Raw genomic sequence first — 26179 nt, 5'->3', positions numbered from 1 at the left:
GAGAGCGCCCGGGCCGGGGGGGACGGCGACGCGGCCGGACAAGGTGCTGGCCGCGCCCGCCGTGCGCGCCCGCGCCGCCGCGCTCGGCCTCGACCTGTCGGTCGTCGCGCCGTCCGATCCCGACGGCCGCATCCGGCACGCGGACCTCGACGCGGTGCTGCTCGGCGCGCGGGCGGCGCCGGCCGCCGCCGCGCCGTCCCCCGTCGCGGCCCCTGCCGTCGCGGCGCCGGCCGCCGACGGCGTCGAGGAGGTGCGGGTGATCGGGCTGCGCCGCCAGATCGCCGAGCGCATGCAGGAGGCCAAGCGCCGCATCCCGCATTTCGCCTATGTCGAGGAGGTCGACGTCACCGCGCTGGAGGCGATGCGCGCCGACCTCAACCGGCCGCATCCTGACGGCCGGCCGCGGCTGACCCTGCTGCCCCTGCTGATCCGGGCGATCGTCCGCGTGCTGCCGGCCCATCCCGGCCTCAACGCCCGCTTCGACGACGCGGCCATGGTGATCCGCCGCCACGCCGCCGTGCATGTCGGCGTGGCGACGCAGACGCCGCGCGGCCTGGTGGTGCCGGTGATCCGCCACGCCGAGGCGCGCGACCCCTGGCAGCTCGCCGCCGAGATCCTGCGGCTCGGCGAGGCGGCGCGGGCCGGCAAGGCCAGCCGGGCCGAGCTGACCGGCTCGACCATCACCGTCTCCAGCCTCGGCGCCCTCGGCGGCATCGCCGCCACGCCGATCGTCAACCCGCCCGAGGTCGCCATCGTCGGCGTCAACAAGATCGTCGAGCGCCCGGTGGTGCGCGAGGGCCGCATCGTCGCCGCGAAGACGATGAACCTCTCCTCATCCTTCGACCACCGCGTCGTCGACGGCTTCGACGCGGCCGCCTTCATCCAGGCGGTGAAGGCGGAACTGGAAGCGCCGTGGCGGCTGGCGGGGTGAGGGCGGCGGCCTTGCGGATCCGCGCTCAGCCCGGGCCGAGCAGGAAGTCGGCGGCGTCGAAGTCCATGATCCAGTCGCGGTTGGTCGTCGACATGGTGCTTTGATCGATATCGTCACCGTGAAAAAGGCATTCCCGCCCGCGCCGCCGCTGAAGGAGCTGGCAACCGGGTTTGCGACGGAATCGACGAGCGCGAATGCCGCGTCGCCGCCTGGCCCGGTGTCGACATGGGCATGGAAGCTGGCCCAGTCGGCCCGAAGCTGCGATTTTGGCCAACTCGAAAAACGGATAGTGAACGCACAATCAAATAGATTTTGATGGCGCGTCTTGGCCTTCCAAAGCGCGATAGATGGTCATCCTGGAAACCTTCAGATCACGAGCGACCGCCGCCTTACTCGCGCCAGCAACTATCCGTTTGCGGATTTCGTCATCGTCAACGTTCTTCTTCCGCAACATCAGGGTAGTTTCGGTTGTGTGGCGTCACTTTTGTCGAAAATCCACCCTTTTGTTACAATTCGCGTGCGTCACATTCGAATGTCACTCATGGGCGCACCCAAACGTGACTCTGGGCAAGACGAAGGCACAAAAGTCACCCGCTGCGGGCAGATTTTTACGACAAACAGTTGCGACATGAATTTGAGCGCGATTTCAGCTCGCGTTGTGTCCAGTGAAAAATCAAAATTTCTGCGTCTGCTGATCCTGTTTCGCCAACAGTGATGCTCGTTCCGACCGACTTGTAGAAACATTGATGCCGATCGCGACAGCTATAATTGCACCGGCGAGCAAGAAGGTAAGTTGCATGCCGCTGGCGATTGCCGCAGGTCCGGCATGGGCAAGCTTTTCCGTCCCGACGCCGAAGGCGAAGACTGCCCCCATGACAGAGGCACCCCCGATCAACCCAATGTTGCGCGACAGGCTGAGGAGTCCCGAAACCGTGCCGCGCCGGTCCGCTGAGACATTCGCCAGCGCGGCGGTGTTGTTGGCGGACTGAAATAGCTGGTAGCCCGGCGTCAGGATGATGATGGAGAGCACATAGCCGATGACTCCGATTGTGTTTGGCAGGAACGCCAGAAGAAAGGCACCGGCCGCCATGAGAGCGAGCCCGATCGCCAGCACCCGGCTGCTTCCCCAGGCATCAACCAGTCGCCCGGAGGGGACGCCGCTGAAGATGGAGATCACCGGACCAATCGCCATGAGGAACCCCACCAGCGTTTCCTTCAGGCCGAGCCCGAGGCCGAGATAAAAAGGGCCGACCACGAGCGTCGTCATCATGACAGTGGCGACCAGCAGGTTGACGAGAAGATTGGGTAGAAGGGCCAGGTTCAGCACGGACCGCAGACTTGCCGATGATGTCTTCCCGTTGCCGACGGCGTTCGGCAGCACGGCGAACGCCAGAAGGAAGGCGATGGCCGCTGGTGGGAGCTGGACCCAGAAGATGGCGCGCCATCCCATTGCCGGGATCAGTAGCCCCCCAAGCGAAGGACCGAGCGCCGTGCCCAGAGCAGAAACCGTGCCGAGCAGGCCCATGGCTCGTCCTACGCTCCCCTCGCTCGCCGTCTGACGCATCAGCGCCATGGAAAGCGTCATGAGGAAGGCCGCACCGATGCCCTGAAGTGCGCGCGCACCGATCAGCGACCACAGGGTCGGCGCGAGACTGCAAACGAGCGAGCCAACGAAGAAGAGGCCAAGGCCCGCGAGCAATGTGGGCTTCAGACCATGATTGTCGCCGAGCCGACCTGCGATGACGACCGCGACCGTTAAAGCGACGAGATAGGCGACGACGACTGCCTGCACCTCGGCAAAGGGCGCGGTGAACGCCTCGGACAGCGCCGGCAGTGCGATATTGGCGATACTGGTGCCGAGCGAGGCCAGCAGCATTGCCAGAGCCAGCGTGATCGTAATCCCCGATTGCTTTCTGTCTCTTGTGAGCGTTTCAGCCTGTTCCATTGTCTTGTCCTCTTGCTCGAATATTGGTTCGAGAGTAGCCTGCCACTTCAAGCCGACTTGAGGTCAAGCATGAAATTCCTGGATATTGGAGAGGTGTCGGCACAGAGCGGATTCAAGCCCTCGGCACTGCGCTACTACGAGGAAGCAGGGCTGATTTCCTCTGTTTCACGGCATGGGCTGCGCAGGCAGTTTCCGCCTGAGGTTCTATTGCAACTCAAGCTGATCGCGATGGGCAAGTTGGCAGGGTTCTCGCTTGAAGAGATCGCCGGGATGTTCGGCAGGAACGGTATGCCGGACCTGCCGCGCGCCGGGCTTCATCAGAAAGCCGACGAAATCGACCGGCAAATCCGCGAATTGACGGCGCTTCGCGACACGCTCCGACATGTCGCCGAGTGCCCTGCGCCATCGCATATGGAGTGCGCCACCTTCAGGCGGCTCATGAAGGTCGCGGGAAAGCGGATCGCAGTCAGGAAGAATATTACCAGCAAGCAACGGTAGGCTTCGGAGACCCTCAAGAAGCCTCTCATTTTCGCGTGACTCGAAAAAGCCTGACTTTTGGACTTCCCCGGCGGCTGTGAAGGGGATCAGCGCGCTGGAGGATTGATGCGCGCGCCGAAGGAGCGATTTGATTTCGTTCATGACTTCTTGGGTGCTGTCGCGGGAGTGGTTGGCATTTGAGGGGGGCGTAATCTCCGGCTTGTTCAACCAAGCAGATTCTGCGTTGGAGCGCCAATGGAGATCACGCCATGGAAAGTCATGGCACGAAGCCGGCGCCGGTTGCGGCCGATGCGGCACTTTTCGCTGGGGACGCGTGGTTCGATCCGGTGGAGGCCGGGGTTCGGCTGCGCATCCGCGGTTTCATCGAGGCGATGCTGGAGAGTGAGCTGGATGCCGCGCTTTTGCGTGGGCGCTACGAGCGGCGCGCCGGCGAGGCCGGCGAGGACCGCTGCGGGGCCGGCGGGCACCGGCACGGCCATCGCGAGCGTGGCCTGACAGGGACCTTCGGACCAATGCGGCTGCGGGTGCCGCGGGCTCGGCTGGAGGCGGCGGACGGCACGAGGGCCGAGTGGCAGAACGCGACGATCCCGGCCTATCCGCGGCGCACCCGGCAAGCGGACGCGCTGATCGCCGGCGCCTATCTGGCCGGCGCCAACACCCGCCGTGTGCGCCGCGCCCTGGCGCCCGTGTTCGGCGGCGCCGTCGGCAAGGACACGGTGAGCCGGGCCTGGCGCAAGGCGAAGACCGACCGGGACGCCTGGAACCGGCGCGACCTCTCCAACGAGCCGATCGCGCGGCTGGTCCTCGACGGCACGGTGGTGCGCGTGCGGCTCGACCGCAAGGCGACGTCGATCTCGCTGCTGGGCGTGCTCGGGGTACGCGAGGATGGGCAGAAGGTGCTGCTGGCGGCCAAGAGCATGGGCGGGGAGAGCGAGGCGGCCTGGCGCAGCGGGCTCGACGATCTCGTGCGGCGCGGCCTGCGGACGCCCAAGCTCGTCATCGTCGACGGCGGGTCCGGCCTCGACAAGGCGCTGGCCGCGCTGTGGACCGACGTGCCGGTGCAGCGCTGCACGGTGCACAAGCACAGGAACCTTCTCGCCCATGCGCCCGATCGGCTGCACGAGGAACTCACGCCCGACTATACCGACATGATTTACGCCGCGACGAAGCCGGAGGTCGAGGCCAGGCGCAAGGCCTTCCTTCGCAAGTGGCTGCTGAAATGCCGGGCCGTCGCCGACAGCCTGGAGGAGGCCGGCGAGCGGCTGTTCACCTTCACGCTGTTCCCGCCAAGCCAATGGCGCTCGATCCGCACCACCAACGCGATCGAGCGGCTGCATGAAGAGTTCAAGCGCCGGATCAAGACGCAGACCGTGCTGCCCTGCGCCGAGACCGCCGCGATGCTGTTCTGGGCGCTGCTGGCCTCGGGCCAGATCACCATGCGCAAAGTCGACGGCTGGCAGGGCCTCGCCGAAAAGCCTTCCAATCAGCCGATTGACCTGGCCGCATGAAACGATAACCTAACCCAGTCGGAGTTCGCAGAATCAATTCCAACACAAATTGCGAAGGCACCGCCTCAATGTGCGGCCCACTGAAATCTTTAGTCCTCAAGAAGCTGTTGATTTCGTTCTTGATACTTGTGCTCGCGGCGCACGCAGTTGGCGCGGGCGTGCCGTTGGGCTTCGAGCATGCGCTTTCGGGAGTTCGGTATTGCATCCGGATCGCTGGCTGAAGGGAAGCCATCGGCGATACCTCCAGAACTGAATTGGCCCCGCCTGGCTTCGCCCTATGGTCTGTTCGGCTCGGTTTTGAGCGGAGCGGGCCTTACTCCGGGGGAAATGCGACGGTCTCCGCTCCCGGCAACAGGTTCCAGGTGACCTCGGTCCCGCTCTCGCGCCTATATTGACCAGGTCGTCAATTCGAGGACTTAGTGGGGGATGAAACGTGGAACCGAATGCGCCAGAACCGATCGCCGCTACATCGCGATCCGGGTTTTGATTGTACGATGGGTGGATGACGAGCCTCAACCAGGGATCGTCGAGTGCAGACTTGCTGATCGCTTCGGCAGAGATTGGGTTTTTTCGAGAAATGCGCTGTCGTTAGTTTAAATGATCTACGTGCCAGCAGCACATATCCTCAGTCTGGCGTGATTGCTTGTCGGATAATCTCCACTGGTTGCGACGATAACGGGCGAGAATTTGTGGTGATTGATACCAAGAAGCCTTGGGATGTCAATGCGATCGATGGAGAGACGTGCTTTGAGGTCTTTAGAGAGCAATTGGAGATAAAGTGTAGCATTTAATATCTGTGTCTGAATGCAGTGAGTATCTTATCGGGATATGTGGTCCAAACGGATTATAGGGATAACTTGTTATTCTCGTTTGTGGACCGCGCTCCATGGTTGAAGCGCCAAAATGGGGGCATGGGCGCAGTTCATTTTCTGGACTGCCCCCTGGAATGAGACAGAGAGATAAGGGACAGTTCTCTGAGAAGGAGAACGGATGTCCGAGCAGGCACGGCGGCGGTTCAGCCGCGAGTTCAAGTTGAAGGTGATTGAGCGGCTCGAGGCTGGCGGGAGCGGAACGGCGCTTGCGCTGGAGCTGTCGATCAAGCGGACGATCATCTATCGCTGGCGTGATTTGTGGCGCCATGGCGGGACGGCCGCGCTCCGTGGCAAGCCCGGGCCTCGGACGAAGGCCGAGGCGTTGGAACTGGCGCGCGCGCGGGGTCGCTGCGCGGGCGAACGATTTGGCCGAAGCGCGGCGGCAGATCGCCGAGCTGCAGCGCAAGGTTGGCCAGCAGCAGGTCGACCTGGATTTTTTCAAGTAGGCCTTGCGGCGCATCGAGGCGTGACGCCAGCCGAGCAGCGGTCCTGGCGCGACGGCGTCTTCGCCCAGATCCAGGCGATGACGGGTCCGCAAGGCAAGGGATCGGCGGCCTCGGTCGAGCGGTTGTGCGCGCTCGCCGGGGTGAGCCGTGCCAGCTTTTATCGCGACTGGGCCAGGACGGCACCCGGCCGTGAGGAGACGGCGTTGCGCGATGCGATCCAGCGTGCCGTGCTGGCACGCAAGCATTACGGCTATCGACGCATCACGGCCGAGCTTCGCCGCCAGGGATGGGCGGTCAACCACAAGCGCGTGCTGCGGATCATGCGCGAGGACAACCTCCTGTGCTTGAGAAGGCCGGCCCTGAAGATGGCGCTGGCCAGCCGAGACGTGAAGCCCGGCGAACTGATCCATCACTCCGACAGGGGCGTACAGTATGCCTGCGGCGACTATATCGGCCGCCTTGAAAGGGCTGGCATCCAGCCCAGCATGAGCCGGGCCGGGTGTCCGTATGACAACGCCATAGCCGAGAGCTTCATGAGAACCCTCAAGGCCGAGGAGGTCGACGCCGCGCAGTATCGCGACCTTGCCGACTCCAGAAACACCATCGCCGGCTTCATCGACCAGGTCTACAATCGCCAGAGACTGCATTCGGCCTTGAACTATCGGCCGCCGGGGGGGCGAACGGATCCATACCCCTGCAGTCACACGGCCGCCCCATCACGAGGTCGCAACAACAACTGTCCCTTAAGTCCGTGTCTCACCGATGGGGGCAGTCCAGTACCGTCCGACGACGGCGTCGAAGAGGCGTTCGAACGTGAGGGCCGACGGGTCGCCCTCGCGAAACGACACGTTGGGCAGGTTCCGGTCTCGCGCGCGCGTCTGGGCGGCCTGGATCGCCGTCGCGGATCTGTCGGTGCCGACGACTTCACCGGCCGCGCCCACCAGGTCTGCCGCGAGGAAGGCGACATCTCCGGCGCCGCTGCCGATGTCGAGGACGCGCATTCCGGTCGAGACACCGGCCTCGACGAAGTACTGGCGTGTGATGGGATCGATGAGCTGGGCCTGCGTGGCCAGCCTCTTCAGTTCCCAGGCGCTGTGCCCCAATTCGTAGTCATGACTGCGCGCGCTGCTGCCGGACATCTGCTCGCTCTCCGCCAGAGGAGCATGACAGTGCCAGAAGCAGGGCCGAATGTCATTGGCCGCCCGCGCCTGGAGCAAAGGGTGTTTCGGTGGAAACAGGCTTGGCTCCAACTCCTTGTTGCGGCGCGTCTTTGCGGCTCGACGCGCTTCCTTCAAATAGTAAAACCGCTCCGGCCTTCATGCGCTCTCGCCGCGCTCCTTCTCCCCGGATCGGCATCATCGCGCGTCCGCGCCCGTCCGACGTCTGCGACGGACTTTGCAAGCCGGTGCTGAATAAAACGCCATCGTGAGTGTTTCCTCTGCGCGCGCCAAGAAGCGCGGAGACGAATATCCGCCGCGGAGCAAATGGAAAACGGGAGGTTCGCGTCTTTCCCGACATGTCCTGAAGTGTCGCCTCCGGTTCGACGGTGGGTTTCCTGCTGAGCGGTGCCGGTGGTCCTGGTGACGTAACGGCGGAAAGCCTCCGGCCGTCGCGCCACACGTCTTGTGCTGTCCTTGTCCTGGCAGCCTGGTCGCGTCCGGCGCAGGGGCAGGACGGGCCGATCCAGGCCGAAGCAGAGGAGTTGCGGCCATGAAGGTGATCACGATGAGCCTCGTCCTGCTGGTTGCCGGCTTGACGCTCGCGCTGCCCTGGTCGGCGGCGGCCCGGACGGTGGTTCGGGTCGAGATGTGGGACGGCGGCGACATGCCGGCCGGATTCGCCTATGGCGCGCCGGACATCGGACCGGCCGAGGCGCCGATGCACATCACGCTGTCGTCCGGCACGGTGCCGGCGGGCGAGGTGACCTTCGACGTCACCGACAAATCCAGGGGCAGGGCGTATGAGATGGCGGTCGTCTCCCTTGCCGACCCGGGCAAGCCGCGGCCCGCCGCCGCCGCCGAAGAGCGGGTGGACGAGGACAAGGCCGGCTCCAGGGGCGAGGTCTCCGATCTCGATCCGGGCGCGTCGGGCTCGCTCACCGTCGATCTTCAGCCGGGCAAGTATCTCCTGATCTGCAACATTGCCGGACATTCCGCGGCCGGCATGTGGGCAGCCTTCACCGTCACGAAGTAGGTCGCCCCGCTCCAGCCGGGCCCGGGACAAGGGCCCGGGGCTGGACATCGTCCCGTGGCGCCGGCCCCTCCCGAAGCCGCGGCCGGCGCGGCCCGTCGCCCCGCTCCGTCACGCATTGTCGCATATGCCGGGTCGCCGGCAGTTCAGGGCGGTCGAGCGGCGCGGGGGCCGCCGCTAGCGCAGCAACTGGTCGCCCCAGGGAGCGAGGCCGGCGGTTATGGCGGCGCAGGCGAGGGCGATATGGCGCGGGAGCGGTTCGGCCTTGCCATGACGCCCCGGCTGGTCCGCCTCGTAATTGCGGATGCTTCTTTCCGAGATGCCGAGAGCCCTGGCAGCATCCAGCTGCGTCATCAACATGGCTTCGCGCCAGGCTCTGAATTGGGCAGGTGTCACCGTACCTCCATCTGCGTGGCACTCAAGCACGAGTCTGTTGTCCGCACAATGGTCGTGTCGAATTGTGTCGTGTCGAATTGACGCGCCGGTGATTGCGGGCGCCGAGGATGGCTTCGACCGCGCTCGAGCGGGTCCGCCGGCGCTTCCCGGGCTTCGCCGACCCTCTCGACCTCGGGGCGACGGCGTGTTCGACCGGCCGGGCGTGGCTTCAAAGCCACCATGATTCCGAAAGGCAGGCAGGCCGGCTTTTCAATATTGTGGGAGCAGTCGATATGGCGTAGACGGCCGCCGTAAGCTTTTGTCTCAGTGGGTTGAAGGCCAGCAATGCTTAGGAAGTGTGTTTTCGCGGCTGCAACGTCGTTCGTGCTGGCCGGTGCGGCACAGGCTGCGGATCTCCCGTACCAGACTGCTCCTGTCTCCCCTGCCGTCATGGAGCCGTCGCCCGTCTTTTCATGGACCGGATTTTATCTCGGCGCGCAAGCCGGCTGGGCGCAGACAAGCACCGACCTGACCGCCGGTGCATCGACGTCGGATGCCGAGGCCGTCGTCACTCTGCCGACTCTCGACAGGAACGGCGGGGCTCTCGGCCTGTTGGCCGGATACAACTACCAGGTGGGGCAGTTCGTGCTCGGCGCCGAAGTGGACGGCGAGGCCGTCATCACCGGAAAACAGCGCTACGCGGCCATTACCGGCGATTATATCACGGCCCACACCAATTGGATCGGCTCGGCCAGGGCCCGCCTCGGCTATGCCTTCGACAGGTTCATGATCTACGGCACCGGCGGTGTCGCACTCACGAGCATGAAATCGAGGGTGACGGGAACGGATTATACCTATGGCGCGGGAGACGGCGCGCGCGTCGGCTGGACGCTTGGCGCCGGAATGGAGTATGCGATAACGAACAATTGGATCGCCGGTCTCGAATATCGCTACACCCAGTTCGAGAGCGACACGTATACCTATCCGGCCGGCGTCGGCGGTCTCGACATCGTCGGTTTCAAGCAGCAACTCAGTGCCAATCAGGTGCTCGGGCGCATCCTGTATAAATTCTAGTCCGAGGCTTCGTGAATGACGGATGGTTCCGGGCGGATATCGTAAATTCTGCCGGAACCATGCCTTCGCCGCATGCCGGGAATTGCGATAACGGTGCGTTGATTGATTGCGGGGACAGTTCCACCGCGGAATGCATCGTTGACGACCCGCCTCTGGATCTCAAGCGGCGCGACCCCGATCAGCAGGGTCGCGACCGAGAGCACGGCCTGCCAGATCTGGCGCACGCCGCTCGCGCGCCAGACGAAACGGAACTGGGTCGGGGGCGAGGTCTCCTCCCAACAACGGCGGCGGCATCGTGACGTCCGAGGAGCAGCGGGCCCTTGCCGGGAGCGCCGTCGCGCTCGCACCGTGCCGGCGGCGAGCCCGGCCTTGGGTCCGAGCCGGAGGCGCCTGCGGCTACCGTATCGGGTCGCCCGGCGGCCGGACGATCAAAATTGAACCCTCGCTGCCTGGCGCCAACCGGCATGGCGCATCGGACCACCGCAATTCCGAAGGCGGAGCTTCTTCGCACCCGCCGCGGCTCACTTCAGCTTCGTCTTGCTCGACGGGAAGTCGCGCCAGTAAAGGCGGAGCTCCTTCGCACCCGCCGCGGCTCACTTCAGCTTCGTCTTGCTCGACGGGAAGTCGCGCCAGTACCGGCCGGTGCCTTTGCGGATGACCACGTCCTCCGGCAGGATCTCGAACGGGGTGTGGGCGGGCAGCGCGCGCAGCCTGTCGAACAGGGCGAGGACATCGGTATTCCGGAGCAGGTCGAACAGGTCCTCGAAGCGGTCGATGACGAAATAGGCCGCCTGGAAATCGTCGATGTAGTAGCCGGTGCGCAGGATGCGCTCGAGCGCGAAGGCCAACTGGTTGGCGGACGGATCCTCGGTCACATAGGTCGCCTCGCCGAAGGACGAGACGATGCCGGCGCCGTAGATGCGGATGCCCTCGGGCTTGCGGATCAGGCCGAACTCGATCGTGTACCAGTTGAGGCGGGCCAGGAACTTGACGCCGCGGTTGGCGACGGCGTCGAGCCCGACGCGGCCGTACTCGTTCATGTAGTCGGCATAGGCGGGGTTGGTCAGCAGCGGGATGTGGCCGAAGACGTCGTGGAAGATGTCGGGCTCCTCCAGATAGTCGAGCTGCGCGCGGCTGCGGATGAAGGTGCCGGCCGGAAAGCGGCGGCTGGCCAGCATCTGGAAGAAGGGGAGCGAGGGGATGAGGCCGGGAACGGCGACCACCTCCCAGCCGGTCGCGCGGCGCAGCCTGGCGTTCATCCGGTCGAAGTTCGGCACGCCTTCGGGGCCGATGCCGAGCACCTCGAGGCCGTCGAGATAGTCCTGGCAGACATGGCCCTCGAGGGTCTGCCGCTGGCGCTCGAACAGCACGCCCCAGATGGCGTGGTCCTCGGCGGTGTAGCGCTCCCAGCCCTGGTCGACGATGCAGTCCTCGACGGTGTGTGCGGTCAAGAGGGCGTGTCCGGACATGATGTCACTCCTGCGCGGCGCAGGAACCCGGGCCGGTCGCGCGGGCCGGCCCGCGACGGTCCCCGCCTCTGCATAACGCGCATCCCGGCCCGGCGGGTCCGAGGCCGGCGGCCGTTTTCAGCAGGGCCCGCCGGGGCGGTGGGGGCCGGGAACCCGCCGCGGCGCCGGCCTGATCGAAGGGGCGAGGCCGGCGACGGGACCGGCCGCCCGGGCGCGGCGAGCCGTTGTCCCGGCCGCGTCGCCGCCCGCCCTTCGCCGGCTCACCAGCGGTGACGGGAGCGGGCGGTCGGCGCCAGCCGGGCGGTTTCCAGGGGGCGCCAGAGCTGCGCGTCGAGCCTGGGGAAGACGTCGTCCCGCCATCGCGGCCTGTCCGCCAGCGCGGCGAGATGGGCGCGATGCGCGGCCTCGTCGGGGAAGGCCGACACCCAGGCGAAGACGGTCTCGCCCTCGCGCACGGGCAGGCGGGGAAAGCCGTTGGGGCCACGCTCGGTGGCGAAGGCGGCATCGATGCGGGCGCCGGCAGCCTCCAGCAGGGGCAGCGCCGCCTCGGCGAAGACGCGTGCGAACGCTTCGTCCTGCCGCGGCGCGAGCGAGGCGACGGACACGGTGACGAGGCCCGCGGCCGCTCCGTCCTCCGCCCGGGGCCGCTCGCCTTCGCGCCCGAATGGGGAGCGTCCGCCGGCCGGCTTCAGCAGCAGGACGTTGTCCGAGTTCAGCATGGCGGCATTGGCCGCCGGTCCGAAGGCGCGCCACGCCGCCCCGCCGTAGAAGGCCGCGAGGGCCTCGGTCCGGCCGATGAGGTCGGGGAACGAGCGGAACCAGACGAAGGCGTCCGGATCGTCCAGGTCCCTGTACTGGCCGAGCACGCGCATGCCGGCGGCCTCCTGCGTCTCGACGAACGCGCGATCGAAGATCTCGATCAGGGCTTCGCGCCCTCCCGGCTTCAGGCGGTAGCGGCGCAGCTCGAAGATCGCGTGCGGGACCATGGTCGTCTCCGGAACAGGTCAATCATCCTGTTTCAATACAGGATGATTGACCTGTTCTGTCAAGCGGCTATGGTCGCGGCCCAACACAGGGACAGGAAAGATGCGGCCCGCTCATCGAACCAACGACCCCGCCGGCCTGCGCCGCAGGATCGTGGATGCGGCTTTCGAGCGTTTCACGCGGCACGGCTTCAACGCCACCGCCATGCAGGACGTGCGCGCGGCGGCGGGCGTCTCCGGCGGCGCGTTCTCGCACCACTTCCCGACCAAGAAGGCGCTCGGCCTCGCCGTGATCCGCGACCGGGTGGCCGCCGCCGTCGAGGCGGCGTGGATCGAGCCCGTCGTCCGGGCGCCCGACGCGCTGGCCGGGATCGGCGCGGCGTTCGAAGCGGTGATCGCCGAACTCGAGGCCGGGCCGTCCGTCTCGGGATGCCCGCTCAACAACCTGGCGGTGGAGCTGTCCCGGCAGGACGAGGAGATGCGCGTCGAGATGGCGGCGATCTTCGCGCGCTGGCACGCCGCCATCCTCGACAAGCTTGTCGAAGACGACGCGGCCGGGCACGCCCCGCCCGTCGACGCCGCCGCGTTCGCCGCCCTGGTCGTCGCCGGCTTCTCCGGCGCGATGGCCATGGCCAAGGCGGCCCAGACGGCGCAGCCGCTCAAGGATTGCTGGCGGGCGCTGCGCGGGATGACGGCGGCGGCGGAAGCCGGGGAAACAAGCGCGCCCCGCTCCCTCGCGTCGGCCGAAGCGGGTGTCAGGCGAGCGGGCTGAGTTCATTCGATCGGCAGCATGGGCGGATGGGCGTCCGCCCCCGTTCCTGCCGCACGGCTCGCCCGCACCTTCCCCAATTCCCATGACAATGGATGCCTGTCGCGGCCGGGCTGATGACTTTCAGGCGCGCGGACTGTTCCGTATCCGGGTGACGCATGATAGTGTTTCCAGATTGCTCGGGCGAGGGGCTAGGATGTCCGGTGCTCTGCTCAGGAAGCTCGCCTCGGCGGAGTTTCGCGGGCCGCTGGTTCTTCCCGGCGACCCGGACTTCGATCGGGCCCGACACGTGTGGAACGGCGTCGCCGATCGCAGGCCGGCGGCCGTCCTTTACGCGGAGACCGTCGATGATGTCCGAAGGGCGGTCGATGTCGCGGCCGGCTGCGGCGCGCTCCTGGCGGTCCGCGGCGGCGGACACAGCCTGCCCGGCCTGTCGACCTGCGACGGCGGACTTCTGCTCGATCTCTCGAAACTCAACTTCGTCCTGCCGAACCTGGGCGACGGGACCGTCGAGGTCGGCGGCGGGGCCCTGCTGCGCGATCTCGACGAGGCGACGGTTCCCGCCGGATATGTCGTCCCGGCAGGGGTGGTGTCCCACACCGGGGTTGCCGGCCTCACGCTCGGCGGCGGCATGGGGCGCATCAGCCGGGCCCGCGGACTGACGATCGACAGCCTGATCGGGGCCGAGATGGTGACCGCGGACGGCGGCGTCCGCTGGATCGACGCGGACACGGATCCGGACCTGTTCTGGGGTATCCGGGGCGGCGGCGGCAACTTCGGCGTCGTCACCCGCTTCCGCTTCAGGCTGCATCGGCTCGGTCCGGTGACGGTCGGCAAGTGGTACTACCCGCTTGCCGCTGCGCGGCAGGCGATTGCCGCGCTGGGAAAGATCGGCAGACAACTCCCGCGGGAGGTCTCGATCGCTTTCACGCTTACGTCGACGGGGCTCGGCGTGATGGCGGTCTGGATCGGGGACAGCGGACAGGCGGAGCGGGTGCTCGCCCCCTTCGGCGATCTGGCCGGGGCCGGGGAGGGAGGGATGGGAGCCATGCCCTTCCTGCAGCTGCAAAGTGCCAACGACGTTCATTTCGCCTGGTCGCGCCGGTATTACGCCAAGGGCGGGTTCTGGCGGGATATCGGCGGCGACGCGGTGGAGGCCATGATCCGGAGCATCGCCACGGCGCCGACGCCGGATTCGGAACTCTATGTGACGCAGCTTGGAGGGGCTGTATCGGACGTGCCGGAGGACGCTACGGCCTATTCCGGCCGGCACGCCGAATATTATTGGATTGCCGAGCCCGTGTGGGACGACCCGGCGGACGATGCGCGCTGCATCGCCTGGGGGAGGGCCGCCGCCGCGCGGATGGCCGACCTGTCGATCGAGGCCAACTACGTCAACGAGCAGGCTGACACGGCCATCGCTGCGGGCGCCTACGGCGCCGCCAAATATGCCCGGCTCAGGCGTTTGAAATCCCGTGTCGACCCGGCCAACCTGTTCCGGCTGAACCAGAACATCGCGCCGTTACCATGATGGCGACGTCGGGGGCGACCGGCTGGGCCGGATGGCGCGTCCATCCCGGTAACGGCGCGACATGAGGCCCGGTCGATCTTCCTCAGAGTAAGGGCCATGTTCCTTCGGGAACACTGCTCGACCGTTTTCGGGCCGGCATGCCGTAGGGAGAAATTGCAGATCTTTCGGACTGTGATAGCAATCGCATGTCGTCGGACGACTTGATCGTCGGAGCGTCGGGATGGCCGAGGAATTCGATTTCATCGTGACTGCGCGCCTCGTCCGGAACGGCGCGTTCCAGCCGACGCCGGGGCCGATCCGCTTCCTGAAGGTCCCCGCCGCGGAGGTCGTCTACACGCCGGCGCATGTCGTCGGCAGTCCGAAGGCCTGGGCTGCCGAGATCATCGGTCTTGCCGACGGTGACGAGAATCCCACCTCGATCAGCCCACGCGGCGATGTCCTGGTCTTCGTGCACGGCTACGCCAACGATCCGCCGATCATCCTGCAGCGGCTCCGGCAGCTGCGAAGCGATCTTCGCGCCGAGGGATGGCACGGGGTCGTCGTCGCCTTCGACTGGCCGAGCGACAATCAGGTCCTGAACTATATCGAGGACCGCTCCGACGCCGCGGCGGTTGCGATCGAGCTGGTCGACAAGGGCGTCAGGCTGATCGCCGACGGCCAGGCCGCCGGCTGCCAGACGAATGTTCACCTCATCGGCCATTCGACCGGCGCCTACGTCATCATGGAGGCCTTTGCCCAGGCCGAGAAACGCGGCGATCTGTTCAAGGCGGACTGGCGCATGGGCCAGGTCGCCTTCATCGGCGGCGACGTCTCCCAGTCGAGCCTGTCGGCGGGCGACAGCTGGTCCCAGCCCATGTTCAAGCGCATCATGCGGCTGACGAACTATTCCAACCCCTTCGACGCGGTGCTGGCCGTTTCGAACGCCAAGCGGCTTGGCGTTTCGCCGCGGGTGGGGCGCGTGGGCCTGCCCGCCGATGCGAACCCCAAGGCGACGAATGTCAATTGCGGGCCGTATTTCCAGACCCTCGACCCCGTCACCTCGACCTATTACGGCGATTGGACCCACTCATGGCACATCGGCAACCGCGTCTTCGCGCGGGACCTCGCCATGACGCTTGAGGGCGCCATCGACCGGAACGCCATCCCGACGCGCCGGCAGGAAGGCGGCGCCCTCTGCCTGCAGGACGCGCCGCGCCCGGCCAACATGGCGGCCTGGGACATCAAGGATGCGGCCAGGCGCGCCGCACGCAGCTGAGACGCTCGGCTTGCGGCCTGGATTATGATCAGCGAGCCTTGGTATCAATTGCAAAAGAGGGCTTGCAGGGCCCGGAGATCAGCACGCAGACGCTGATCTATCTGCTCATCGTCAATATTATTATCGGCGACGAACTGAAAGAACCTCATATTCTGTAGAGAGAAGAGACAATCGGCGAGATCCGCGCTGTCGACGGTCTTCGGGATGCTTCCACGGTCTTGAAATTCCTCGATCATGGACTGCATCAAGTCGATGAGGACGCGGTCGAGAGCCAGATATGTCCGGCCGAAGTCGCTGCTTCCCTCATGGATGCTGGCTGACAGAATCTCGCGCCAGGTCGACTTGGTCAGATAGCTCATGGCGTGACGACGAAGAATCTGTCCAAAACGGGCGACGGCTTCGATGAAGCTCGCCGGCTTCTGGGCGATCATCGACTTCAGCTGTCGGATCAGCAACTGGTCGCTGTCGCGGACAAGTGCCAAGAGGAGCCCGGCCTTGCTGTCGTAATAGTTGTAGACGGTCACGACGGAGACATCCGCGTCCTTGGCGATGAGCTCCACGGTGGTTGCGGCGTATCCGTCGGTCTGGAAGCGAAGCTTCGCCACCTCCAGAATCCGGCTCCTGCGGCCTGCCTTCTGCCTTTCCCTCAATCCCGACAATGCATTGCGTCCATTTTGTTCACTGCGCCCAATTTTGCATCGGCCCGCACGATCCGCAAGAAAACTCTATTGACCAAAAATTTTATATCGATATAAGATTTTTATGCCTTAAAAAAACAGAGGGGCATTCAGATGGGCATTTCCCGGCGTCAATTCTGTTCGTTTGCGAGTGTCTTGGTGCTGACGGGGGCTGGCCTGCCAGGGTCTGCCCGAGCTGCAGGACTCAAGGTGGCGATCGTCCTGCCCGGTGTGAAAACCGATAAATCGTTCAATCAGGCTGGGTATGAAGGCGTTGAGCACGCCGCCAAGGAGCTCGGCCTGGAATTCGCCTTCAACGAAAAAGTGGCGCAGCCGGATCAGCCCGAGGCGCTGGCCGACTACGCGCGCCGGGGCTACAACATCGTCATCGGCCATGGCGGCGAGTTTCAGGATGCGGTCGCCAAGGTCGCATCCCGGTTTCCCGACACCAAGTTCATCGTCGTGAACGGGACGAAGCCCGGCGGCAATGTCGCAATCGTGAGCTTCGACTTCCCGGCGCTCGGCTATGTCATGGGGTATCTGTCAGGAAAAGTATCCGCGACGGGCGAGGGAGGCTATATCGGCGCCCAGAAGCTGAAGTTCTACGTGGATCTTGGCAAGGGATTTGCCAACGGGTTCAAGGCGGCCCGTCCGGACGGCAAGGTGCTGACGGCCTGGACGAACGATTGGGACGATGTCGCGAAGGGCAAGGAAGCCGCCCTGAATGAAATCAGCCAGGGCGCCGACGTGATTTTCCCCTCGATGGACAATGCCGTCGTCGGCAGCCTCCAGGGCGTGAAGGAAAAAGGCAAGAAGGCGATCGGCATCTACTACGATGCGATCACCGACTGGCCCGATACCGTCATCCAATCGGCGATCTTCGACATGCGCGGGGCGCTGCTGACGATTCTGACGGAGGCTCAGCAGGGACGACTGGAAGGAAAGGCCTATATCTATGGCCTCGAGACCCCGGCAGCGGCCCGCATCGGAACCTATCACAGCTCGGTGCCCGCGGCGGTTCGAGATGAAGTCGGGACAGTCATCGAGAAGATCAAGGCCGGTCAGATCCAGGTTCACTGAGGCTGGTGTCCGGGTCGGACCCGGACATGCCGCCTCCGGGCCTCGGGGCGAGAGCGAGCGCCGCAGCGTCACCCGAATGCCCGCGCCGGGCATTCAGGAGGCGAACGGTTGTCCCGTCCTTCGGGACTCGGCCCGGATAGTGAGTCCCTATTACCTGTATCGCAGGCGTGGCTATGCGCGGACTGCAGCTTGAAAAGATCACAAAGCAGTTCGGGGATTTCAAGGCCCTGAACGGCGTCGATCTCAGTATCGGCAAGGGCACCGTCCACGCCATTCTTGGCGAGAACGGTGCCGGCAAGACCACATTGATGAATATTCTCTTCGGGTTGTACCAGCCCGACGACGGCCGCATTCTCCTGGATGGTCACCCGCAGAAGATCACGTCGCCGCGCAAGGCGATGGATCTGGGCATCGGCATGATCCACCAGCACCTCATGCTGGTGGACACGCTGACCGTCGTGGAGAATGTCGTGCTCGGGTTGCCGGGGCAAGGGATGCACTTGTCCTTGAAGAACCATGCCCGGAAGCTCGCCGAACTCAACGACAGCTTCGGTTTCGATATCGATCCCTACGCGGAAGTATGGAAGCTGCCGATGGGCATGCGCCAGCGCGTCGAGATCCTGAAGGTGCTCTATCGCGACGCCGGCATCATCATCCTGGACGAACCGACCAGCGTGCTGGCGCCCAACGAGATCGCGTCGTTCCTCGACGGGTTGGGCCGGCTGCGCGCCGCCGGCAAGACGATCATCTTCATCAGCCACAAGCTCGAAGAGGTGATGGCGGTCGCGGATCGGGTCACGATCCTGCGCCGGGGCGAGGTTTCCGCCGGGCTCGACGTGGCCGGAAGCAGCGCCGGTGAAATGGCTCGCCTGATGGTGGGCCGCGACGTCGTCCTGAGCACGCTTGAAAAGTCGCCTTCCCGATCCGATCAGGTCCTCGTCAGCGTTCGCGGCCTGAGCGCGCGCGACAATCGCGGGCACGCGGCGCTGAAGGGTGTTTCGTTCGATATCAAGGCCGGGGAAATCCTCGGCGTCGCAGGCGTCGACGGCAACGGGCAGGCCGAACTTGCCGAGACACTGACCGGCCTCCGGCCATCGGACGCGGGTTCGGTCGAGCTCGATGGCGAGGATATCACCCGCGCCGGCGTCTATGACCGCCGCCACAGGCTGGGAATATCCTTCGTGCCCGAAGACCGGCATGGCACCGGGCTGGTCCTGGACTTTCCCGTCTATCAGAACGCCATGATGCGGGATTTCCGGGAAAGGCCGTTTTCGTCCGGATTGATCCTGCGCACCGGCCATGCGCGGGAGCGGGCCACGCAATGGGTCGAGCGTTACGATGTGCGCCTGCACTCGCTGGAGCAGGCCATACGATTCCTGTCCGGCGGCAATCAGCAGAAGCTGATCTTCGCCCGCGAGGTGGAGTGCCGCCCGCGCCTGCTCGTCGTCATGCAGCCTTGCAAGGGCCTCGACGTCGGCGCCACCGAGGCCGTTCACCGCACGATCCTGGCCGAGCGGGAGCGGGGAACCGCCATCCTCTACATCTCCACGGAACTGGAGCACATCCTCAATGTCTGCGACCGCCTCGCCGTCATGTGCGCGGGGCGGATCACCGGCATCATATCGCCGGAAGACGCCACGGCCGAGCGCGTCGGCGCGCTGATGGGCGGCCTGAGCGGGGAGAAGGCGGCATGACGCTCGATGCCATCCGCTACATCTACATGCTGCGTCCGGTGTGGGCGGTGCTGGCGGCCCTCGTCGTCGGCGCCGGGCTGATCGCCCTTGCCGGCGTCGACCCGCTCGCCGCCTACCAGGCGCTCTTCGGCGGGGCTTTCCTCGACTACTACGGAGTGGCGGGGACACTGGTCAAGACCTCGCCGATCCTCCTCGCGGGTCTGGCCGTCATCATTCCGCTCAGGGCGGGCCTGCTCAATATCGGCGTCGAAGGGCAGATATATATGGGCGGGCTCTTTTCATCGATGGCCGCCCTGCTGCTGCCGGAGATGTCGTCCTGGATTCAGATGCCGCTCTGCATCCTGGCGGGCGCGCTCGGCGGCGGGCTTTGGGGGCTCATTCCCGGCTATCTCAAGGCTTGGCGCGGCACGAATGAAGTCATCATCACCATCCTGCTCAACTTCATCGCCATCAATCTGGTGAGCTATGTCGCCGGCGGTCCGATGATGCAGGAGGACGCACCCTATCCCTATTCCGACGAAATCAGGGAAAATCTCTGGCTGCCCCATATCTTGCCCGGGACGGACGCCCATATCGGCGTGCTCGTCGGGGTCGCTCTCTGTCTGGCGGCCTACTTCGTTCTCCGCTTCACCACGGTCGGCTTCGCCCTGGGAATGGTCGGCGCGAATCCTGCCGCGGCCACCTATTCAGGCGTGAAGGTGCGGCGCTACGTCGTGATGACCATGGTCGTGGCCGGCGGCATCGGCGGCCTTGCCGGCGCCTTCGAGGTGCTCGGCCTCAAGCACCGCCTCTACCACCTGTTCTCGCCAGGGTACGGCTTCGACGGCATCGTCGTGGCGTTCCTGGCCCAGCTGTCCCCGATCCTTGCGCCTGTCGCGGCCTTCTTTCTCAGCGGCCTCAAGGTGGGCGGCCTGATCATGCAGCGGGCTGTCGGTCTGGAAAGCACGGTGGTGGAGGCGATTCAGGGCCTCGTGATCATCTTCGTGGCGACCAGCCTGGCCTTTCGCTTCGACAGGAACGCCTGGCGCCGCCTCCTCGAACGCCGCCGGACGCTGGATGAAAGCCTGGCGGCGAAACCGCCGAGCCTGGCCGGAGAACGGTAGCCATGACCATGTTCGGCGATGCCGCCGCCCTGACGGAATTCCTGTCCACGGTCCTGAGACTGTCCATTCCGGTGGTCTTCGCCGCGCTGGGCGGCGTGTTGTCGGAACGGGCCGGCGTCTTCAACGTCGCGCTCGAGGGCTGCATATTGGGGGGTGCGTTCGGCGCCGCGACCGGTGCCTATCTGACGGGAACGCCCTTCGCCGGCCTGGCCCTCGGCCTGCTGGTCGCCATCGGGCTCGGCTGCGTTCTCGCCGGCCTAGCGGTCGGCCTCGGCATCAACCAGCTGGTGGCGGGCATCGCCATCAACATCCTGGCGCTCGGGCTCACCTCCTATCTGGCGCGCCTCATTCTTGGCGCCGATGCGACATCGACGCTTCCAGGCTTCCACCCGATGGCAATTCCGCTGTTGTCGTCGATCCCGGTGCTGGGACCGGTCCTCTTCGACAAGGATATCCTGGCCTATCTGATGTATCTGGCGGTGCCGCTTTCCTGGTGGTTTCTGTTCAGGACACCGCGCGGCCTGATCATCCGGGCGATCGGCGACTATCCGATCGCGGCGGATACGGTCGGCGTGAACGTCCCGGCCGTCCGTATCTGGTGTGTGGTCGCAAGTTGCGCGCTTGGCGGGCTTGGGGGCTGCTATCTGGTGCTCAGCCAAGTCTTCGTCTTTACCGAGAATATGAGCGCGGGAAAGGGATGGATCGCGCTTGCCGCGGTGATCCTCGGGCGCTGGAATCCCGCCTTGGCGTTCGCCGCATGCGTCTTCTTCGCCTTTTCCGAGGCGTTGCAGCTGCAGTTGCAGTTCAACAATCCGGACGTTCCCTACCAGCTGTTTTCGATGGTTCCGTTCGTGGCGTCCTTCCTGGCCCTGGTGTTCCTTGCCGGCCGGGTTCGTCCGCCGGCAGCAATTGGGAAGAAGTATATGCGAGGCGGAAAGTAATCAAACTCCGCCATATGTGATCTGAGAAGGACCTCCAGGTATGTCGAGCAATTCCTATGATTCAGGTCGGCTGAACCTGCCGTTCGTGGGCATATGCACGTTCGGTAAATATCCATACCAGCCGGACTGGGACGCCATTCAGGCCGATGTCGCCGTTCTCGGCGCGCCGTTCGACGGCGGCACGCAATGGCGGGCCGGCGCGCGGTTCGGGCCGCGCGGCATTCGCGAAGCCTCGACGCTGTTCTCCTTCGGCCATGGCGGCGCCTACGACCACGAGGACGACGTCACCTACCTCCCCAGCGGAAAGGTGACCATCGTGGATATCGGCGATGCCGACATCGTCCATACGGACACGATGAAGAGCCATGCCAACATTGAGTTCGGCGTCCGCAAGATCCTGGCGGCGGGGGCCCTGCCGGTGGTGCTGGGCGGCGACCATTCGATCAACATTCCCTGCGTGACCGCATTCTCCGATGACTGCGCGCGCCATGGGCCGATCCACATCGTCCAGATCGACGCGCATCTGGACTTCGTCGACGAGCGCCACGGCGTGCGCTACGGCCACGGCAACCCGATGCGGCGCGCGGCCGAAAAGCCCTATGTGAGCGGCCTGTCGCAGTTCGGCATCCGCAATGTTTCGTCCACGGCGAAGGAGGGATATGAGGATGCTCGCAGGATGGGCTCCGACATCCTGTCCGTGCGCCAGATCCGCAGTCTCGGTACGCGGGCGGTGATCGAGCGGGTGCCGGCGGGCGCGCGCTATTACGTCACGATCGACATAGACGGCTTCGATCCGTCGATCGCGCCGGGCACGGGCACCCCCTCGCATGGCGGCTTCATCTATTACGAAGTGCTGGAAATCCTCGCGGCGCTGGCCGGGCGCGGCAAGATCGTCGGCGTCGATCTGGTCGAGGTGGCGCCGGACTACGATCATTCCGGCTCCACGTCCATTCTGGCTGCGCAGATTCTGATGAACCTGATCGGCCGCGTCATGCACGCCAGGAAAGGCTGAGGCGATGGAGCACGGCTGCTGTTTCACTGGACAGCCCATCGTGACCGGGGGCGGGAGTGCGATGCCATGATCCGCAACCCGATATCCTGGCCGAACGGCGCGAAATGTGCCGCCTGCATCACTTTCGACATGGATGCGGACAGTCTCGTTCATATCGCCCATCCGCAGGACGGTCACTCGCGCGTGTCGGCGATCTCCATGCTGCAATACGGGCCGAAGATAGCGATCCCACGCATCGTGGAAAGCTACCAGCGGCTCGGCCTGAAGCAGACCTTCTTCGTGCCGGCCTGGTGCATCGAGCAGTATCCGCAAGCGATCGAGGCCATCCTCCAGGGCGGCCACGAACTTGCCCATCACGGCTTCCTGCACGAGCATCCGCGCGAACTCTCCGACGAAGACGAGGCCTACTGGCTCGACCGCGGCATCGAGGTGATCGTCAAGGCGAGCGGCCGGCGACCGCGCGGCTGGCGCGCGCCGCTCTACAATTTCTCGCATCGGTCGGCCGACCTGCTGGCCGCCCGCGGCTTTGCCTATGACGCCTCTCTGATGGGCGACGACATTCCCTATCTGCTCGAATGCGATGCGGGCAGGCTGGTGGAACTGCCCTCGCATTGGGGCCTCGACGACTGGCCGCAATATGTCCAGTCGATGGACCTCGACTACATGATGCCGATCCGCGCTCCGCGGCAGGGTTTCGAGATATTCGCGCAGGAATTCGAGGCGGCCTATCGACACGGCGGCCTCTGGGTGCCGGTCGTCCATCCCTTCGCCACCGGTCGGCTGGCCCGCTGGGAGGTGGTTCATGGCTTCCTGGAGAGCGTGCTCGAGCGGGGCGACGTCTGGTTCGCACCCATGGAGGAGATCGCCGCGCATGTGCTGAGGGAGGTCGCGGCAGGCGCCTGGAAGCCTCGCATCGACAGGCTGCCTTACTTCGCCGGGCCTGTGAAGGTCAGATAGGCGGAGCCTGCCGAGGCGCCCCGGGTCCCCAGGCTTGCTTGCGAACCAGGGGACCGCGGGAAGCGGCAGGAGGATCGTGTACATCATCAAGACACACGATCTGAATCTCGAATCTCAGTGACAGTGCACCGAATAATTAGATGCAATCATCGCGATTCCTGTCGCCATAGATCGTTTTGCGAAGCATTGCTCAAACGCTGTCCGGGCCGATCTTTCTTCTGCCGTGGAGTACTTGGAGAATCTCGACGGCTTCGTCCGTCACCCGGTAAAGGGCGAGATAGGGGCCAGCGACCAGGTGACGAATACCGGGACCGATATCGTCGCGCAGCAAGCCGAGATGGAGATACCGGGCGAGATGTTGCAAGCGGCGATGGATGGCTTCGAGCACGCGATCGGCCGCGTAAGGGTTGTCGGCGCCGATGTAGGCCCAGATATCGAGCAGGTCTTCGCGAGCGCGAGATGTCAGATGAACCTTTGCCACGCTCAGCCCTTGCGGGCAACCAGGCGGGTGCGAGCCTCCTGCTTCAACGCGGTAAGATCGAACTCGCCAGCGTCGCCGCTGTCGATGCCCTCCTGTGCGAGGGCACGCAGGTCCTCGATTGTGTAACCCAGCAGATCGCGGCGCTCCTTCCATTCGCGCACGGCTTCGCGGATGGCCTCGCTGGTCGAGGCGTACTCGCCGGCTTCGACGGCATGGCGGACGAATCCGGCCATTTCCGAGGTCAGCGCAATGGTGATCTTTTCGACGGCGGCCATGGAACTCTCACTCATCAATCGTCCTCACGGTATGCGATCGGCACACCGGGGATAAGTGAAACGCGACATGGCCCAGGCCAGGGGCGGCGTCCCCGGCTGCCGTCGCTCCTCCTACCCCGCGGCCCAGTCCCGCAGCGCCGCCAGCAGCGGCTCCAGCACGGCGCGCATCGGGGCGGCGCGGGCGGGGTCGTAGGGCGTCGGCTCCGGGCCGTCGGCCTCGTCCATGTAGCCGCGGCAGGCGAGCTCCATCTGCACGGCGTGCACGCCGGTGCCGGGATTGCCGTAGTGGCGGGTGATCCAGCCGCCCTTGAAGCGGCCGTTGCTGACGCGTGAGAACGGCGGGCGGTCGCAGTGCCGCTCGACCAGCGCCTGCACCGCCGGGTCGGCGGTGGCGCCGCCGTTGGTGCCGATGTTGAAATGCGGCAGCTCGCCCTCGAACAGGCGCGGGATGCGCGAGCGGATGGAGTGGCAGTCATAGACGACGATGCGGCCGTGCAGGTCGCGCAGGCGGGCGACCTCGGCCGAGAGCGCGGCATGGTAGGGCGCGAAATAGAGTTCGCGCCGGCCGGCGACCTCCTCGGCGTCGGGCTCCAGGCCGTGGCGGTAGAGCGGCTCGCCGTCGAAGCTGGTGGTCGGGCAGAGCTCGGTCGTCGCCTGGCCGGGATAGAGCGAGGCGCCGGACGGGTCGCGGTTGACGTCGATCACCGTGCGCGACATCGCCGTGTGCACCACGGTGGCGCCGAGGCCGGCGGCGAAGTCGTAGAGCGTCTCGATCCACCAGTCGGTGTCCTTGCGCGCCAGCGGCAGCGACACCAGCCGTGCCTCGATGGCGTCGGGGATGGCGGTGCCGGTGTGCGGCAGGCTGACGAGGAGGGGCGCGGTGCCGCGATGGACGGTGAGCCAGGTCATGGAGGCTTCCTCTGTTCAGGCTGTCATGCGATGGCCGGAGCAGCCGCGCCGGCGCGGCGGCGGGCCAGCGCCGCGAAGGAGAACATCTCGATCGGCAGCGCCGTGCCGCCCTCGGTGGCGAGGTCGGCCAGGATCTCGCCGACCACGCTGGCGAACTTGAAGCCGTGGCCCGAGCAGGGCGAGGCGACGATGATCCGCTTCTCCGCCGGGGTGTGGTCGATCAGGAAGACGGAGTCGGGCAGCATGGTGTAGCGGCAGGTGACGTATCGCACCGATGCCCCCGCGGCGGCCGGGACGCGCCGGGCGATGTAGGCGTCGAGCAGCGCCCGGTCGGCGGCGTTGACCGGCGGATTGGGCTGTTCCGGGTCGATCGCCTCGCGGAAATGCGTGTGCCTGCCGATCTTGACGCCGTCGGCGCCGATCACCGGGAAGCCGAAGAACGAGCCCTCGGGCCCCTCGTCGCGCAGGAACACCGGCATGCGGCCGAGGCTGGTGACGAAGCCGTCGCGCGGCTGGTACCAGCCGACGACCTGCTTGATCGGCTCGGCGATCCCGGCGAGCTCGGGCACGAGGCCGGCGATGTGCGAACCGGTGGCGACGACGACGCGGCCGGCCCGGTAGCGGCCGAGCTCGGAGACGATGGTGACGCCGCCGTCGCCGGGCTCGACGGCGGTGACGCGCTCGTTGAAGCGCAGCACGGCGCCGTCCTCGCCGGCGGCGCGCAAGGCCGCCAGGGTGGCGGCCTCGGGCCGGAGGAAGCCGCCTTCCGGCTCCAGCACCGCGATCTCGTCGGCGTCGAGCGCATGGGCGGGATGGCGCTCGGCCATGGCGGCGCGGTCGAGCACCTCATGGGCGAGGCCGTGCTCGCGGCAGGCCGCGAGGATGCCGGAGACGATCGTTGTCTCCGGCCGGCCGATGGACAGCGCGCCGGTGATGGTCAGGAGCGGCTCGCGCGCCCGCGCCTCCAGCGCCCGCCAGTTGCGGTAGGCGCGGCGCAGCAGCGGCACATAGGAGGGAGCCTCGAAATAGCCGAGCCGGATGATCCGGCTGTCGCCATGCGAGGAGCCGCGGTCGTGCAGCGGTCCGAAGCGCTCGATGCCGACGACCCTGACGCCGCGGGCGGCCAGGTGCGCGACCGCGCTGGCGCCCATGGCGCCGAGGCCGATCACCGCGACGTCGAAGCGGGGTTCGTCGGCCACGCCCA

The 26179-nt window shown here is 65.8% G+C and carries 26 protein-coding genes and 1 pseudogene; 16 read left to right on the top strand and 11 right to left on the bottom strand.

The window, feature by feature from the left end:
• Both AC27L4_RS27005 and AC27L4_RS27000 read left to right on the top strand, forming a co-directional pair.
• Positions 1-931, top strand: a 931-nt coding sequence (locus AC27L4_RS27005; RefSeq protein ID WP_487145665.1) for a dihydrolipoamide acetyltransferase family protein, incomplete at its 5' end; no start/stop codon positions are given.
• A 100-nt stretch (positions 932-1031) separates the two neighbouring features.
• On the top strand, positions 1032-1247 hold the full coding sequence (locus AC27L4_RS27000; RefSeq protein WP_487145681.1) for a hypothetical protein: 216 nt from the start codon (positions 1032-1034) through the stop codon (positions 1245-1247).
• Here the strand turns inward: AC27L4_RS27000 and AC27L4_RS26995 are convergent.
• Positions 1233-1385: a helix-turn-helix domain-containing protein gene (locus AC27L4_RS26995; protein ID WP_487145663.1), complete on the bottom strand. Its 153-nt coding sequence runs from the start codon at positions 1383-1385 to the stop codon at positions 1233-1235. The genes AC27L4_RS27000 and AC27L4_RS26995 overlap by 15 nt on opposite strands.
• Positions 1386-1604: 219 nt before the next feature.
• Positions 1605-2876: an MFS transporter gene (locus AC27L4_RS26990; RefSeq protein ID WP_487145662.1), complete on the bottom strand. Its 1272-nt coding sequence runs from the start codon at positions 2874-2876 to the stop codon at positions 1605-1607.
• A 69-nt stretch (positions 2877-2945) separates the two neighbouring features.
• Between AC27L4_RS26990 and AC27L4_RS26985 the strand changes: the two genes are divergently transcribed.
• From AC27L4_RS26985 to AC27L4_RS26975, 3 genes and pseudogenes are all read left to right on the top strand, one after another.
• The gene (locus AC27L4_RS26985; protein ID WP_487145661.1) at positions 2946-3374 is read left to right on the top strand and encodes a helix-turn-helix domain-containing protein; all 429 of its coding nucleotides are present in this window, start codon (positions 2946-2948) and stop codon (positions 3372-3374) included.
• A 248-nt stretch (positions 3375-3622) separates the two neighbouring features.
• Positions 3623-4882 (top strand): IS256 family transposase, encoded by a 1260-nt coding sequence (locus AC27L4_RS26980; protein ID WP_487145660.1) that lies wholly within the window; start codon positions 3623-3625, stop codon positions 4880-4882.
• Between the two features lie 990 nt (positions 4883-5872).
• Positions 5873-6859 (top strand): annotated as a pseudogene (locus tag AC27L4_RS26975) (IS3 family transposase); the annotation flags it as partial.
• Between the two features lie 84 nt (positions 6860-6943).
• Here AC27L4_RS26975 and AC27L4_RS26970 read toward each other — a convergent pair.
• Positions 6944-7201: a methyltransferase domain-containing protein gene (locus tag AC27L4_RS26970; RefSeq protein WP_487145680.1), complete on the bottom strand. Its 258-nt coding sequence runs from the start codon at positions 7199-7201 to the stop codon at positions 6944-6946.
• A 709-nt stretch (positions 7202-7910) separates the two neighbouring features.
• On the opposite strand from AC27L4_RS26970, the gene AC27L4_RS26965 reads away from it, so the two are divergent.
• On the top strand, positions 7911-8393 hold the full coding sequence (locus AC27L4_RS26965) for a sulfocyanin-like copper-binding protein (protein ID WP_487145659.1): 483 nt from the start codon (positions 7911-7913) through the stop codon (positions 8391-8393).
• Between the two features lie 174 nt (positions 8394-8567).
• Here the strand turns inward: AC27L4_RS26965 and AC27L4_RS26960 are convergent, their stop codons facing one another.
• The gene (locus tag AC27L4_RS26960) at positions 8568-8786 is read right to left on the bottom strand and encodes a helix-turn-helix domain-containing protein (RefSeq protein ID WP_487145658.1); all 219 of its coding nucleotides are present in this window, start codon (positions 8784-8786) and stop codon (positions 8568-8570) included.
• Between the two features lie 324 nt (positions 8787-9110).
• Between AC27L4_RS26960 and AC27L4_RS26955 the strand changes: the two genes are divergently transcribed.
• Positions 9111-9839 (top strand): outer membrane protein, encoded by a 729-nt coding sequence (locus AC27L4_RS26955; RefSeq protein WP_487145657.1) that lies wholly within the window; start codon positions 9111-9113, stop codon positions 9837-9839.
• Positions 9840-10432: 593 nt separating this feature from the next.
• Here AC27L4_RS26955 and phhA read toward each other — a convergent pair.
• The gene (gene phhA / locus AC27L4_RS26950; RefSeq protein WP_487145656.1) at positions 10433-11308 is read right to left on the bottom strand and encodes a phenylalanine 4-monooxygenase; all 876 of its coding nucleotides are present in this window, start codon (positions 11306-11308) and stop codon (positions 10433-10435) included.
• A gap of 260 nt (positions 11309-11568) precedes the next feature.
• The gene (locus tag AC27L4_RS26945) at positions 11569-12294 is read right to left on the bottom strand and encodes an NIPSNAP family protein (protein WP_487145655.1); all 726 of its coding nucleotides are present in this window, start codon (positions 12292-12294) and stop codon (positions 11569-11571) included.
• A gap of 100 nt (positions 12295-12394) precedes the next feature.
• On the opposite strand from AC27L4_RS26945, the gene AC27L4_RS26940 reads away from it, so the two are divergent.
• The 3 genes from AC27L4_RS26940 (at position 12395) to AC27L4_RS26930 (ending at position 15846) form a co-directional block, all read left to right on the top strand.
• Entirely contained in the window at positions 12395-13063 is a 669-nt protein-coding gene (locus AC27L4_RS26940) for a TetR/AcrR family transcriptional regulator (protein ID WP_487145654.1), read from the top strand.
• Positions 13044-14591, top strand: a complete 1548-nt coding sequence (locus tag AC27L4_RS26935; protein ID WP_487145653.1) for an FAD-binding oxidoreductase — start codon at positions 13044-13046, stop codon at positions 14589-14591. Before AC27L4_RS26940 ends, AC27L4_RS26935 begins: the two co-directional genes overlap by 20 nt.
• Positions 14592-14811: 220 nt before the next feature.
• Positions 14812-15846 (top strand): alpha/beta fold hydrolase, encoded by a 1035-nt coding sequence (locus tag AC27L4_RS26930; RefSeq protein ID WP_487145652.1) that lies wholly within the window; start codon positions 14812-14814, stop codon positions 15844-15846.
• A gap of 44 nt (positions 15847-15890) precedes the next feature.
• On the opposite strand, the gene AC27L4_RS26925 is transcribed toward AC27L4_RS26930, so the two are convergent.
• Positions 15891-16451, bottom strand: a complete 561-nt coding sequence (locus AC27L4_RS26925; RefSeq protein ID WP_487145651.1) for a TetR/AcrR family transcriptional regulator — start codon at positions 16449-16451, stop codon at positions 15891-15893.
• Positions 16452-16733: 282 nt separating this feature from the next.
• On the opposite strand from AC27L4_RS26925, the gene AC27L4_RS26920 reads away from it, so the two are divergent.
• From AC27L4_RS26920 to AC27L4_RS26895, 6 genes are all read left to right on the top strand, one after another.
• A complete protein-coding gene (locus tag AC27L4_RS26920; RefSeq protein ID WP_487145650.1) occupies positions 16734-17603 on the top strand; it encodes a BMP family protein in 870 nt (289 codons plus the stop codon).
• Between the two features lie 173 nt (positions 17604-17776).
• Positions 17777-19297 (top strand): ABC transporter ATP-binding protein, encoded by a 1521-nt coding sequence (locus AC27L4_RS26915; protein WP_487145649.1) that lies wholly within the window; start codon positions 17777-17779, stop codon positions 19295-19297.
• Entirely contained in the window at positions 19294-20400 is a 1107-nt protein-coding gene (locus AC27L4_RS26910) for an ABC transporter permease (RefSeq protein WP_487145648.1), read from the top strand. Before AC27L4_RS26915 ends, AC27L4_RS26910 begins: the two co-directional genes overlap by 4 nt.
• A 2-nt stretch (positions 20401-20402) precedes the next feature.
• Positions 20403-21341: an ABC transporter permease gene (locus AC27L4_RS26905; RefSeq protein ID WP_487145647.1), complete on the top strand. Its 939-nt coding sequence runs from the start codon at positions 20403-20405 to the stop codon at positions 21339-21341.
• Positions 21342-21381: 40 nt separating this feature from the next.
• Complete coding sequence (gene speB, locus AC27L4_RS26900) at positions 21382-22353, top strand: agmatinase (protein ID WP_487145646.1); 972 nt, start codon at positions 21382-21384, stop codon at positions 22351-22353.
• Between the two features lie 66 nt (positions 22354-22419).
• On the top strand, positions 22420-23310 hold the full coding sequence (locus tag AC27L4_RS26895; protein ID WP_487145645.1) for a polysaccharide deacetylase family protein: 891 nt from the start codon (positions 22420-22422) through the stop codon (positions 23308-23310).
• A 190-nt stretch (positions 23311-23500) separates the two neighbouring features.
• Here AC27L4_RS26895 and AC27L4_RS26890 read toward each other — a convergent pair whose 3' ends face one another.
• From AC27L4_RS26890 to solA, 4 genes are all read right to left on the bottom strand, one after another.
• Positions 23501-23791: a type II toxin-antitoxin system RelE/ParE family toxin gene (locus tag AC27L4_RS26890; RefSeq protein ID WP_487145643.1), complete on the bottom strand. Its 291-nt coding sequence runs from the start codon at positions 23789-23791 to the stop codon at positions 23501-23503.
• A gap of 2 nt (positions 23792-23793) precedes the next feature.
• The gene (locus AC27L4_RS26885) at positions 23794-24066 is read right to left on the bottom strand and encodes a type II toxin-antitoxin system ParD family antitoxin (protein WP_487145642.1); all 273 of its coding nucleotides are present in this window, start codon (positions 24064-24066) and stop codon (positions 23794-23796) included.
• Positions 24067-24177: 111 nt separating this feature from the next.
• Positions 24178-24975, bottom strand: a complete 798-nt coding sequence (gene hutG / locus AC27L4_RS26880; RefSeq protein WP_487145641.1) for an N-formylglutamate deformylase — start codon at positions 24973-24975, stop codon at positions 24178-24180.
• Between the two features lie 23 nt (positions 24976-24998).
• Positions 24999-26174: an N-methyl-L-tryptophan oxidase gene (gene solA / locus AC27L4_RS26875; protein ID WP_487145640.1), complete on the bottom strand. Its 1176-nt coding sequence runs from the start codon at positions 26172-26174 to the stop codon at positions 24999-25001.
• Positions 26175-26179 lie beyond the last annotated feature (5 nt).

The organism is Labrys sp. Lb11, assembly GCF_057554225.1.
This window is presented reverse-complemented; position numbering and strand designations above follow the sequence as displayed.